This window comes from uncultured Nocardioides sp. (assembly GCF_947489365.1).
Lineage (GTDB): Bacteria > Actinomycetota > Actinomycetes > Propionibacteriales > Nocardioidaceae > Nocardioides.
This window is the reverse complement of sequence record NZ_CANLDB010000003.1, coordinates 52,050-64,164: the sequence shown is the minus strand read 5'-3', so window position 1 is coordinate 64,164 and position 12,115 is coordinate 52,050. Positions and strand designations below refer to the sequence as shown.

The following is a 12,115-nucleotide window of genomic DNA, read 5'->3' as shown; positions in this document are numbered from 1 at the left end:
TCGAGCGAGCCCGCGACCGAGGAACGAGGTCGCGAGGGCGGGTCGAGACCCGGTGAGGCGGGAGTCGGCCTCTAGCGAGCCGGGGAGTCGACGACCACCACCTGGTAGTTGTCGTCGGCCCCGGCCCCCTCCACCGCAGCAGCGACCGCCGCCGCCACCCGCTCCGGGTCGGCGGCGGTCGTCATGTGGGCCGCCAGCACCTCGGGCGCCAGGCGGCCGTGGACCCCGTCGGTGGTGAGCACGAAGCGGTCCCGGGCGCGGACGTCGTACGAGCCGAGGTCGGCCACGTCGCCGCGCGACTGCACGGCGACCGCGCGGTTCAGCTGCACGCGGCGCTCGTCGGCGGCGGCCTCCTCCGCGGTGAGCCGCCCCTCGTCGACGAGGGTCTGGGTGACGGTGTGGTCGCGGGTCAGCCGCTCGACGTGCCCGTCGCGGACCCGGTACAGGCGGCTGTCCCCGAGGTGCGCGACCAGGGCACGGTCGCCGGTCAGCAGGAGCGCGGTCAGCGTCGAGCCGGAGTCGGGGTGCCCGGCGTACGTCGTGGCGACCTCGGCGGCGGCGCGGGTGACGGCGCCGTCCAGGTCGTCCAGCCCGGGGTCGTCGACGTCCGCCAGCGCCGAGGCGATCCCGGCGAGCAGGTCGGCGGACAGCCCCTCGGCGGTGCCGAGGCCGTCGGCGACGGCGTACAGGCGCCTCCCGAGGTGGACGGCGTCCTGCTGGGTCGCGCGACCGCCCTGGCCGCCGCGGACGGCGACGGTGGCGGGCGGTCGGGACGCGGTGGTCGTGCTCATGGGTGGTTCCTCCCGGTCGGGTCGGGCGAGCTCGACGAGGAGGTCCGCCAGCAGCGCCCGGGCCGAGCGCGCGTCGGCGTCGACCTGGCGCGCGTACGACCTCAGCTCGGCCTCGGCGCCACGGGCGTCGGCGTCCGCGACCACCCGGATCCGCGCGAGCGGCATCCCGGCGAGCCGCAGGCGCGCCACCAGACGAGCACGGCCGAGCTGGTCGGGGTGGTAGCGGCGGTAGCCCGAGAACGGGTCCACCTCCGCCGGCTCCAGCAGCCCGGTCTCGTCGTACAGCCGCAGCGCCTTGGGGCTCAGACCGCTCGCGCGGGCGAAGTCACCGATGGTGAGCAGCGTCATGGCCGGCCTCCTCGTCCCGGCGGTCGGTCCGCCGGTGCGCATCACGCTGGGCCTTGCCGCAGGGGGAGACTCAAGTCCCCGGCAGGAGCTCCACCAGGTTGCCGACCCCCCGACCCCTCCCCTTTCAGGCGTTGGGCGGCGGGGGCTTCCACTCGTAGGCCTGGACGACGACGAACCCGGGCCCGTGGAACGAGTACTGGATGGCCTCGCCGGAGCCGCCGCGCAGCACGGAGCCGACGTTCATCGAGTTCTGGATGCCGGGGGTGAGGTTGGCCGACCAGCAGACCGCGGCCTGGGGGTCGACGAAGGTCGGCTGCTGGGAGCAGTCGAGGACGACCGGGTTGCCGACCACGTTGATCGCGACCGTGCCGGTCCCGCCGATCGTGGTGTTGAACAGCCCGCCGGTCGCGATGCCGGCGCCCTTGGTGCGGTTGATGTCCCAGGTCAGGGACTCGTCGAAGGCGAGGATGTTGCGGCTGTTGATGCTGACGCCCTCACCCTCGAGGTGCAGCAGGTGGACGTAGCCAGCCTCGTCGGCGAAGAACACCTCGCCCTGGCCCGAGACGCGCATGAGGCTGACGTTCTCGCTCGTCAGCACCTTCTTCGCAAGCTTGCCGAGGCTGCCGGACTTCTCGTGGTGGAACTGCACCTGCCCCTGGTAGGCCACCATCGAGCCCTTGGTGGCGAGCACGTCGGGGCCGAGGCCCACGCGGAGCATCTGCGGGTTCTGGAGCGTCCAGCGCTCCTGGCTCTGGACCTCGAGGTTCTCCCTCGCGAAGAGATCGCTTCTCATGGGGCTGCATGATGCCCTGTCGGGACGCCCCGTGGGGAGGATCAGGCCTCAGCGGCCGCCTTCAGCCGCTGCAGGGTCTGCCCCATGCCCGCGCGGAGCTCGTCGGTGAACTGCGCCCGGCCGCCGAGCAGGCGGTCCACGAGCGTGTTCGACAGCGGGCTGATGCCCTTCGGCGTCTCGCGGCGGTGCACGACCCGGGTGCCCTCGGCGGCGTCGACCGTGACCGGCTCGAGGGTGAAGGACCACACGGTCCAGTTCTCGGTCACCCGGAACGCCACCCGCCGGTGGGGCTCGAGGTCCACGACCTTCGCGGTGGTGGGCCACACCAGGGGGCCGCGGTGGTTGAGGTTGACCATCCGGCTGCCCACCCGGAGCGGGCGCCGCGCGAGCGTGCGCACGACCTGCGGGCTCCACTCCGCGATCCGCGGCAGGTCGGAGACGAGCTTCCACACCTGCGCGGGGCTGGCCGCGATCTCGGTCGACACCTCCAGCTCGGTGTCGGTCGGGCTGCCGGCGTTGCTGCTCGTCGTACTCATGCCCCCTGACGTTACCGGTCGGTAACCGTCCGGCGCAGCCCGCTGTGGCCCATGTAACGCGGTGTGACAGCGACTGGAGTGGGCGCTGGCGGCCCGTGCGGCGCCCTTTCACCGCGGTGGTGCCGCGGGACCCGGCCCGTCGACCGGCCCGGCGCCGCGGCGTCGTACGACGGGTGGTGGCGGCGCGATCGGCGCGTTCTACCGCGGTCCGGCGGATCTGGCGCGGTCAGACTGCGCGTCAGGGGCCGCCAGCGCCCACTCCAGTGGCAGTAACACCGCGTTACATGACGCGGAGGGCGGCTCGGCGACGCGGCGGGCGCTCAGCCGCGGTCGGCCCACCAGGCGCGGAGACGGGTGCGGGCGGTGTCCTCGTCGAGCGGGCCCTCCTCGAGGCGGAGCTCGAGCAACCACGCGTACGCCTGCCCGACCTCGCGGCCGGGGGCGATACCGAGGGTCTCCATGATCTGGTTCCCATCGAGCGCCGGGCGGAGGGAGGCGAGCTCCTCCTCGGCCTCGAGGCGGGCGATGCGCTGCTCGAGGTCGTCGTACGTCGCGGCGAGGCGGGCCGCCTTGCGGCGGTTGCGGGTGGTGCAGTCGGCGCGGGTCAGCACGTGGAGGTGCTCCAGCAGCGGGCCCGCGTCGCGCACGTAGCGGCGGACGGCGGAGTCGGTCCACTCCCCCGTGCCGTAGCCGTGGAAACGCAGGTGCAGCTCGACCAGCGAGCTCACCGCGTCGGTGGTGTCGGTCGAGAACCGCAGCGCCTGCATGCGCTTGCGGGTCAGCTTCGCGCCGACCACGTCGTGGTGGTGGAACGTCACCGACCCGTCGGGCTGGAAGCGCCGGGTGCGGGGCTTGCCCACGTCGTGCATCAGCGCGGCGAAGCGCGCCACGAAGTCCGGGCCCCGCCCGAGCCGGTGCTCCAGCTCGATCGTCTGCTCCAGCACCGTCAGGGTGTGCTCGTAGACGTCCTTGTGGGCGTGGTGCTCGTCGCGCTCGAGCTGCAGCGCCGGCAGCTCGGGCAGCACCCGCTCGGCCAGGCCGGTCTCGACCAGCAGCGTCAGCCCCCGCCGCGGGTACGGCGCGCACACGAGCTTCACGAGCTCCTCGCGGACCCGCTCCGCCGACACGATCTCCAGCCGGTCGGCCATCTCGGTCATCGCGCGCGCGACGTCGTCGTCGACGGTGAAGCCCAGCTGCGCGGCGAAGCGCGCGGCGCGCAGCATCCGCAGCGGGTCGTCGGAGAACGACTGCTCCGGCGAGGACGGCGTCCGCAGGCGCCGGTGCGCGAGGTCGACGACCCCGCCGTACGGGTCCTCGAAGGCGCGGTCCGGCAGGGTCACCGCCATCGCGTTGACGGTGAAGTCACGACGCCCCAGGTCACCGGCGAGGGTGTCGCCGAAGTCGACCGCCGGCTTGCGGGAGGTGGAGTCGTAGGCGTCCGAGCGGTACGTCGTGACCTCGACCTGCCAGTCGCCCTTCCGCGCACCGATGGTGCCGAAGGCGCGCCCCATGTCCCAGGTCGCGTCGCCCCAGGCGCGCAGGATCCGCTCCGTGGTGTCGGGCCGCGCGGAGGTGGTGAAGTCGAGGTCGGTGTGACGGCGTCCGAGCATCGCGTCGCGGACCGGGCCGCCCACCAGCGCGAGGGTCTCCCCGGCGTCGACGAACGCCCGCCCCAGCGGCTCCAGGACGGAGCCCAGGCGGTCCAGCTCCGCCGTCACCGACGCCTGCGCCGCCACCATGTCGATGCCGTCGGCCGAGGGCTCGGCAGGATCGCCGGCGGGGGCGGAGGACGGCTCGGGCACGACGGATGATCGTAGTGGTGGCTCGGCGGGCGTGCCCGGGCGGTGCCCGGCCGCGCCCTAGGCTGCGAGCCGTGTCCCGTGCCCACCCCCGCGTCGTCGCCGCGCTCCTCGCAGTCGCGGCCGTCGTGGTGCCCACCCTGGGCGCGGCGACCGGGGCCGCCGCCGCGGGCCCCGCCCTGAGCCCCACCACGAGCCCCACCGCGGCCCCCACCGCCGTGGTGTCCGACGACCCCCTGGACGTGACCATCACCGGTGTCAGCCCCGCGGTCATCCCCGAGAGCGGGCCGCTGCGGATCACCGGCACGGTGAGCAACGACAGCATCGAGACCTGGGAGGACGTCCAGCTCTACGGCCTGACCTCGAGCTCCCCGATCACCGACGCCGACGCGCTGGCCGAGGCGGCGGGGTCCGCGGACGACCTCGTGGTCGGCGAGCGGATCACCGAGCCCGGCACGTTCCCGGACGTCGGGGACCTCACCCCGGGCGCCAGCCGCTCCTTCACCGTGACGCTCCCCCGCCGGGTGATCGACGAGAGCATCGACGGCTCCGAGGGCGTCTACTGGCTCGGCGTCCAGGCCCTGGGGGCGTCCGACGCGGGCCGCGACGGGACCGCCGACGGCCGGGCCCGCACCTTCATCCCCCTCGTCTCCGAGGCCGGCCGCGACCGCCAGGTCGACACCGCCCTCGTCCTGCCCCTGCGCCACGAGGTCCGCCTCGACGAGCAGGGTCGCGTCACCGACCTCGAGGCCTGGGCCGACGACCTCTCCCCCGGCGGACGCCTCGACCGCATCCTCGACTTCGGCGCCGAGGCCGACGGCGTCCCCGTCACCTGGCTGCTCGACCCCGCCGTGCCCGACACGGTCGCGGAGGTCGTCGCCGGCAACCCCGGCCGCAGCATCGGACCCACCACCGGCCAGGGCACCACCGGCGGACAGGACGGCGACGGCCAGGGCGACGACGAGGAGCAGGACGACGGCGGGGACGACGCGCCGAGCCCGGACGCCTCCCCGACCGACGGCGACGACGAGGGCTCGAGCGCCGGCGGCGGGTCGACGCCCGGCGACGCGACCGGGACCACCCAGGGCCTCGTCACCCAGTACGGCGGGGAGTGGCTGCAACAGCTGCGCTCCGTGCTGGGCGCCGGTTCCGTGCTCACGCTCCCGTACGGCGACGTGGACGCCGACGCCGCGCTCCGCGGACGCTCGCGGATGCTGCAGCGGGCCCGCGTGCGCGCCCGTGCGGTCGCCGCCGAGTACGGGCTCCGCGGCGCGGGACGCGTGATCACCTCGCCGTCCGGCTACCTCGACCCCGAGACGATCGCGAAGGTGCCGCGCGCCGACACCGTCCTGCTCAGCGACCGCGCCGTCCGGGCGGCCGCCGACGAGGGCGACCCGGGCACCCTCGGACAGGTGGGACGCCGCCCGGTCGTCCTCACCGACTCGGGCGCCGCCGAGGGCGGCCCCGGCCCCGACGACCCCCTGACCCCGCTCGCGCTGCGCCAGCGCCTGCTGAGCGAGGCCGCCCTGCTGCTGCTCGCCCCCGAGGACGTGGGGTCCGGGCCGTCGCTCGTCGACGGCGACGGCGACCCCCAGTCGGTCGTGACGCTCCCCCAGGACTGGTCGCCCGCCGCCGGCACCGACTTCTTCGCCGAGATCGCGGAGGTCGACTGGATGGAGCTGACCGGCCTCGACGACGCCACCGAGTCCTCCAGCGTCCGGCCCTCGCTCCGGGTGGCCCCCGAGGACGTGGACTACCCCGAGGAGCTGCGCGCCACCGAGGTCCCCCCGTCGGCCTTCGCCGAGGCCCGCGGGCTGGTGGACTCCGCCACCGTCCTCCAGGACGTCCTGCCCCTCAACGACACCGTCGCCCGGCACGCCCTCGACGAGGCCCTCGTCTCCCTCTCGTACGACGCCCGCACCGACCCCGCCGCCGCCGAGGAGACCGCCTCCGCCGCCGCCGACGCCGTGCGCGACCTCCTCGGCCGGGTCGAGGTCGACGCCCCGCCGTCGGTGACCCTCTCCGGGGAGAGCGGCGACTTCTCGCTCCAGGTGAGCAACGGCCTGCCCGAGCCGGTCGTCGTCCGCCTGCGGGCCCTGACCGACGGCGGCCTCGACATCACCGGTCCCGACGCCGTCGAGGTGCCCGCCGAGGCCGGCACCTCGGTCCGGCTCACGGCCGCCACCGACCGCCTCGGGGTCTCCGACGTGGAGGTCGAGGTCGTCGACAGCCGCGGCCGGCCCCTGGGGGCCTCCGACCAGATGCCGCTGCGCTCGGTCCAGATCGGCAACGTGATCTGGCTGATCATGGGCGTCGGCGGCGCCCTGCTCCTCGGTGCGGTCGTCCTCCGGCTGGTACGCCGGGTCCGCGCCTCGCGACGTACCTCCGCCGCATGAGCGGCAGGCACCGCGCCGGTCGGCCGCCGTCCGCCCCCGAGCCCGCACCCACCCCGCCGACGCCGCCGACCGAACCGCCCCCGCCGCCCCCGCCGCCCCCGAAGTCCGCGGGTCGCTCGCTGCTCGCGTCGAGCGCGATCATGGCCGCGGGCACCGTGTTCTCCCGCCTGTCGGGCCTCATCCGGGCCCTGCTGCTCGCCGCGGCGCTGGGCAACCAGCTGCTCGCGGAGCAGTTCGCGATCGGCAACACGATCCCGAACATGGTCTACATCCTGCTCGCCGGCGGCGTCTTCAACGCCGTCCTGGTGCCGCAGCTGGTGCGGGCGATGCGCTCGCACGACGACGGCGGCGAGGCGTACACGAACCGCGTCGTCACCCTCGCCGGGCTGTTCCTCGGCGTGGTCACCGTCCTGCTGGTGCTCGGCGCCCCCTGGGTGATGGCCGTCTACCTCGACCCCTCCTGGTCGACCCCGGAGCTGGCCGACCAGCGGGCGTCGGTGATCGCGTTCGCGCGCTACTGCCTGCCCCAGGTCTTCTTCTACGGGATGTTCGTCCTCGTCGGGCAGATCCTGAACTCCCGCGGCCGCTTCGGCCCGATGATGTGGGCGCCGATCGCCAACAACGCCATCGCCATCGGGGTGCTGCTGGCCTACCTGGTGCTGTACGGCCCGGCCGGCGGCGACGCCGTCAACGGCGCCTACACCGGCCCGCAGGAGGTCCTGCTCGGCGTCGGCTCGACGTTCGGCATCGTCGCGCAGCTGCTGATCCTGGTGCCCTACCTGCGGGCGGCCGGCTTCCGCTTCCGCCCCCGCTTCGACTTCCGCGGCTCCGGGCTCGGCCACACCCTGCGCCTCGGCAGCTGGACGGTGCTCTTCGTCCTGGTCAACCAGCTCACCGCCACGATGGTCGTCCGGCTGGCCTCCAGCGGCTCCGCCGCCTCCGTGGGCTCCGGGGCCGGGGCGGAGGGGGCCGGGACCGGGTACGTCGTGTACTCGACGATGTTCCTCGTCGCGATGGTGCCGCACTCGGTCATCACCGTCTCGCTGGCCACCGCCGCGCTGCCCACCCTGTCGGCCTCCGCGGCGGACGGCGACCTGCGGTCGGTGGCCACCACCCTCGCGTCGGTCCTGCGGCGGGCCCTGTCGCTGATGCTGCCCCTTGGTCTGCTGCTGCCCGTCCTCGCGCCGGACGCCGCCCGGGCCGCCGCGTTCGGCGCCGTCAGCGAGTCCTACGAGCTGTTCGTGCCGACCCTCGCGCTGTTCGGGCCCGCGGTCGTCCTGTTCACCGTCCACTACCTGGTGCTGCGCGGCTTCTACGCCCTCGAGCGCACCCGGACCGTCTTCTTCGTCCAGTGCTTCGTCGCGGCGACCAACGTCGCCGTCGCCGTCACGGGCGTCGCCCTCGTCCCGGCGGAGTACACCTCCCCCGCGCTCGTGGTCGCCTACGGCGCGTCGTACGCCGTGGGGTCGCTGATCTCCTACTCGGTCCTCCGCCGCACCCTCGGCGGCCTCGAGACCCGCGCGCTGCTGGGCTTCCTCGTACGCCTCGGGACGGCCGTGGCGGTCTCGACGGGAGTCACGCTCGGGGTGGCGCTGCTGCTGCGCGACCTGGCCCCCGACCCCGGCCAGGCGCTCGCCGCGCTGCGCGCCGCGGGCCTCACGGTGCTGGACCTCGGTCTGCTGCTCGTGCTCGGGCGGTGGCTGCGGGTCTCCGAGCTCGCCGACGTCGCCGGCCTGCTCACCCGACGGCTCCGGCGCCGCCGCTGACGGGCCGCTGGCGGGACCCTGACGGGCCACCGACCCGCCACGGACGGGCCCGGTCGTGCCCCGTCGACCCTTACCATGGCCGCAGGTCGACGAACCGGGTCGTCGGCCGGCCACCACGTCCGAGTCGAGTGTGAGCAGAAGGGGCCATCGAGGTGCACCAGGGGGTCCGGCCCGGCGACGTGCTCGCCGACCGCTACCTGCTGGTCGACCTGCTGACCGAGAGCGGCGGCGGTCGCTTCTGGCGGGCCCATGATCGCGTCCTCGCCCGCCACGTCGCGATGCACGTCGTCGCCGAGGACGACCCGCGCGCCCCGGACCTGCTCGACGCCGCCCGTCGCTCGGCCACGGTGGCGGACCGCCACCTGCTCCGCGTCCTGGACGCCGAGCAGCGCGACGGCCTCTGCTACGTGGTCAACGAGTGGGGCCACGGGCGCTCGCTCGACATCGTCCTCGGCGCCGAGGGCCCCCTCACCCCCCGTCGGGCCGCCTGGCTGGTCCGCGAGGCCGCCGAGGGCGTCGGGGTCGGCCACGCCGCCGGCGTCGCCCACGGCAACCTGGTCCCCGAGAACCTGCTGATCGACCGCAGCGGCGCCGTCCGCCTCATCGGCTTCGCCGTCGACGGGGCGCTGCGCGGGCTCGAGGCGAGCCGGGAGTCGGACGTCCGGGCCCTCGCCGGGCTCCTGTATGCCGCCCTCACCGGACGCTGGCCCGGCCCGCCGCCGTCCCGGGTCCCCGACGCCCCCCGCGACGGTGACGCCGTCCTGCGACCACGACAGGTCCGCGCCGGCATCACCCGCGCGCTCGACACCGTCTGCGACGAGATCCTCAACCCGGCGGGCACCCACCTCGAGGGCGGCTACGACGCGGCCCGGCTGGCCGCCGCGCTCGGCGAGGTCGTCGGCGACGACAGCGGCATGGCCGCCGCCGAGGCCGCCCGGCACCGCACGGCCCTCGACGCCCAGCCCGACGGCCGCGGCGCTCCCGCCTGGGCCACCCGGGCGAGGGAGGCCACCCGCGAGTCGGACCCGGACGAGCCGCCGCTGCAGCCGGGGACCCCGGCGAGCCCGGCGAGCCCGGCCACCGCGCCGCTCGCCGTCGGGCCGACCGAGCCGGTGCCGACCACCGACGGGACCGCCGTCCGGCCCGTCGCCAGCCCCTCCGCCCCCGCGGCGGGCCTCGCCGCGGCCGCGGCCGGGGGCTCGACGACCAGCACCGACACCGTCGTCGCCGACCGCCGGGACGCCGCCTCACCGTCCGCCGGGGCCACCCCTGGGGCCGCGCCCGAGACCGCGCCCGAGACCCGTGTCCGCCAGGAGCCGGTCCCTGCCCCGCCCGCCCCCTCGTACGACCGGGCCGCGGAGCCCGGACCGCCCACCGAGGCCGGCATGCCGATCTTCGACGACGAGGCCGACGAGGTGGAGTGGCTGCGCCACCACACCGAGGCCCCGGCTCCGCCCCCACCCTTCGAGGACCCGCCGGAGCGTCCCCTGTTCGCCCCCGGGCCCCCGGACGACGCCCGCAAGCACCGCGGCCGCCGCGAGGAGGGCTACCGCAACCCGGCCACCGGCACGTTCTGGCCGTGGGACACGGGGTCGGGTGGACCGTCCGCCCCCCCGCCGCCGTACGACGACGACGCGGACCACGACGAGACCGACGACGTCCCCGGCCGCCGCTGGCTGGTGCTGGGGGTCGCCCTGATCCTCGCCGTCCTCGTGGGGGTCGGCGGCGTCCTCGTCTTCGACGTCGGCAGCAGCGGCGACGGCGACGACGAGCCCAGTGCCGAGCCCTCCCCGACGCAGGCCGCGCCGTCCGCGGAGCCGCTGCCGATCGAGGGCGTCCGCGACTTCGACCCGCAGGGCGACCCGCCGGAGGAGAGCCCGGAGGAGGCGCCGCTCGCCGTCGACGGGGACCCGGGGACCGTGTGGAGCACCTCGACGTACTTCGACCAGTTCGGCCCCACGGGCCTCAAGTCCGGCGTCGGCCTGCTGGTCGACCTCGGGGAGTTCCGCGACGTCTCCGCCGTGCGGGTCCAGGTCGTCGGCGAGACCGCACTGTCGACGTACGTGGCCGACACCGAGCCGACCGGGGTGGCCGACCTCCCGCGTCTCGCCGAGGCCACCGGCGACGGGACGGTCGAGATGCGGCTCGACCAGCCGGACACGGGCCGCTTCGTGGTCGTCTGGATCGACGCCCTGCCTCCCGTCGACGACGGCTTCCGGGCCGAGATCGCCGAGATCACGGTCCTGGGATGACGCCCACCCCCGGCAGCGGGGACGACCCGGCCGACGGGACCGACCGCACGGACGACAAGGCGCTGCTGGCCGCCCACGTCGCGGGTGACCCCGACGCGTTCGGCGTGCTCGTCGCCCGTCACCGTGACCGGCTCTGGGCGGTGGCGCTGCGCACCACCGGTGACCCGGAGGAGGCCGCCGACGGGCTCCAGGACGGTCTCGTCGCGGCGTACCGGCGGGCGGCGTCCTACCGCGGCGACGCGGCGGTGACGACCTGGTTGCACCGCGTGGTCGTCAACGCCTGCCTCGACCGGCTCCGGGCCCGGAAGGTCCGTGCCGCCGACCCCTTGCCCACCGGCGAGGACGCCGACCGCCTCGTCCCCCTCGACGCGGGTCCGCAGGGGCGCTCCGCGCCGGTGGACCCCGCGAGCGCCGCCGAGGCCTCCGAGCAGCGGGCGACCGTGCTCGCCGCGCTGGCCACGCTGCCCCCCGAGCAGCGGGCCAGCCTCGTCCTGGTCGACATGGAGGGCTACTCGGTCGCCGAGGCCGCCCAGGTCCTCGACTGCGCCCCCGGGACGGTGAAGTCCCGCTGCTCCCGCGGCCGCGCACGCCTCGCCGTCCTGCTGGGCGTGGGGAACCGGACCGACGCCCCGGCCGTCACAGACAGGGACCACCAGCAGGGGAGGACGACGTCGTGACCGACGAGCCCGGAGTCGACCGGGACGCCGAGGAGCAGGAACGGGTACGCCGCCTGCTCGCCGCCGCGCGCCACGACGAGCCCGCTCCCCCCGACGTCGTCGCGCGCCTCGACGCCGCCCTCGCGGCCGAGGCCGCCCGGCGGCCGGGTCCCGCCGAGGCCCCCGGGCCCGGAAGCGATCACGGACCCGTGGGCACGGCCGCGGTGGTCGACCTCGCGGCCCGACGCCGCCGGCGCCGCCGTGCGGGCCTGCTGGCGGCCGCCGCGGTCGTCGTGGCCGGGGTGGGCCTCGGGGCCGTCGGGCTGGACGGCGGGCTCCCCCTCGACGGCGGCGGCGAGCAGTCCACCGCCGGTGGCTCGGCCGCCGACTCCGGGGCCGAGTCCGACGCGGGCGCGTCCTCCGAGGCGCCGGGTCCCGCGCAGCGGCAGCAGGAGGAGTCGGCACCCGACGTGATGGGTGCCCGCGCCCCGCTCCCGACCGTCCGGACCGGCGCGACCCTCGCCGCCGACGTCACCCGCGCCTTGCGCACCGGCGAGGCCCTGGGGGCCGGCGGCGTCCGCTGCACGCCACCGGGCGTCGAGGTCGGGGGCGCCGGGGTCGACGTCGTCGCGGTCCGGGCCGACGGCGCCCGCGCGGAGCTCGTGGCCTCCCCCGCGTCCGGCGGCCGCCGCGAGGCGGCCCTCTACTCCTGCGCCGCCGACACCGACGGCACCGCCGACACCCCCCTCGCGACCCTCACCGTCCCCGCCGGCTGAGC

At 75.9% G+C, this 12,115-nt stretch carries 9 protein-coding genes; 5 read left to right on the top strand and 4 right to left on the bottom strand.

The features are described from left to right. Window positions 1-71 precede the first annotated feature (71 nt). The 4 genes from Q0858_RS09315 to Q0858_RS09300 all read right to left on the bottom strand — a co-directional run bounded on the left by Q0858_RS09315 (window position 72) and on the right by Q0858_RS09300 (window position 4,207). Window positions 72-1,139 (bottom strand): MerR family transcriptional regulator, encoded by a 1,068-nt coding sequence (locus tag Q0858_RS09315; RefSeq protein WP_299053115.1) that lies wholly within the window; start codon window positions 1,137-1,139, stop codon window positions 72-74. 124 nt (window positions 1,140-1,263) lie between these two features. Next, complete coding sequence (locus Q0858_RS09310; RefSeq protein WP_299053113.1) at window positions 1,264-1,932, bottom strand: AIM24 family protein; 669 nt, start codon at window positions 1,930-1,932, stop codon at window positions 1,264-1,266. A 41-nt stretch (window positions 1,933-1,973) separates the two neighbouring features. Continuing rightward, on the bottom strand, window positions 1,974-2,468 hold the full coding sequence (locus tag Q0858_RS09305) for an SRPBCC family protein (RefSeq protein WP_299053111.1): 495 nt from the start codon (window positions 2,466-2,468) through the stop codon (window positions 1,974-1,976). 320 nt (window positions 2,469-2,788) lie between these two features. Then, window positions 2,789-4,207 carry a CCA tRNA nucleotidyltransferase gene (locus tag Q0858_RS09300; RefSeq protein ID WP_299054521.1) on the bottom strand — a complete coding sequence of 473 codons (1,419 nt, stop codon included), beginning with the start codon at window positions 4,205-4,207 and terminating at the stop codon, window positions 2,789-2,791. Window positions 4,208-4,341: 134 nt separating this feature from the next. On the opposite strand from Q0858_RS09300, the gene Q0858_RS09295 reads away from it, so the two are divergent. The 5 genes from Q0858_RS09295 (at window position 4,342) to Q0858_RS09275 (ending at window position 12,113) form a co-directional block, all read left to right on the top strand. Then, complete coding sequence (locus Q0858_RS09295) at window positions 4,342-6,663, top strand: DUF6049 family protein (protein WP_299053109.1); 2,322 nt, start codon at window positions 4,342-4,344, stop codon at window positions 6,661-6,663. After that, window positions 6,660-8,429 carry a murein biosynthesis integral membrane protein MurJ gene (gene murJ / locus Q0858_RS09290; RefSeq protein WP_299053107.1) on the top strand — a complete coding sequence of 590 codons (1,770 nt, stop codon included), beginning with the start codon at window positions 6,660-6,662 and terminating at the stop codon, window positions 8,427-8,429. The genes Q0858_RS09295 and murJ overlap by 4 nt, the downstream gene beginning before the upstream one ends. Window positions 8,430-8,581: 152 nt before the next feature. After that, a complete protein-coding gene (locus Q0858_RS09285; protein ID WP_299053103.1) occupies window positions 8,582-10,681 on the top strand; it encodes a hypothetical protein in 2,100 nt (699 codons plus the stop codon). Further along, window positions 10,678-11,358, top strand: coding sequence for an RNA polymerase sigma factor SigM (gene sigM / locus Q0858_RS09280; protein WP_299053100.1), 681 nt, complete (start codon window positions 10,678-10,680; stop codon window positions 11,356-11,358). The genes Q0858_RS09285 and sigM overlap by 4 nt, the downstream gene beginning before the upstream one ends. Next, window positions 11,355-12,113 carry a hypothetical protein gene (locus tag Q0858_RS09275; protein ID WP_299053097.1) on the top strand — a complete coding sequence of 253 codons (759 nt, stop codon included), beginning with the start codon at window positions 11,355-11,357 and terminating at the stop codon, window positions 12,111-12,113. The genes sigM and Q0858_RS09275 overlap by 4 nt, the downstream gene beginning before the upstream one ends. The last annotated feature ends 2 nt before the right edge of the window (window positions 12,114-12,115 follow it).

Excerpts from the sequence above, each read along its gene's own strand:
- Q0858_RS09315 (WP_299053115.1), bottom strand. The coding sequence starts at position 1,139 with ATGACGCTGCTCACCATCGGTGACTTCGCCCGCGCGAGCGGTCTGAGC.
- Q0858_RS09310 (WP_299053113.1), bottom strand. The coding sequence starts at position 1,932 with ATGAGAAGCGATCTCTTCGCGAGGGAGAACCTCGAGGTCCAGAGCCAG.
- Q0858_RS09305 (WP_299053111.1), bottom strand. The coding sequence starts at position 2,468 with ATGAGTACGACGAGCAGCAACGCCGGCAGCCCGACCGACACCGAGCTG.
- Q0858_RS09300 (WP_299054521.1), bottom strand. The coding sequence starts at position 4,207 with ATGGTGGCGGCGCAGGCGTCGGTGACGGCGGAGCTGGACCGCCTGGGC.
- murJ (WP_299053107.1), top strand. The coding sequence starts at position 6,660 with ATGAGCGGCAGGCACCGCGCCGGTCGGCCGCCGTCCGCCCCCGAGCCC.
- sigM (WP_299053100.1), top strand. The coding sequence starts at position 10,678 with ATGACGCCCACCCCCGGCAGCGGGGACGACCCGGCCGACGGGACCGAC.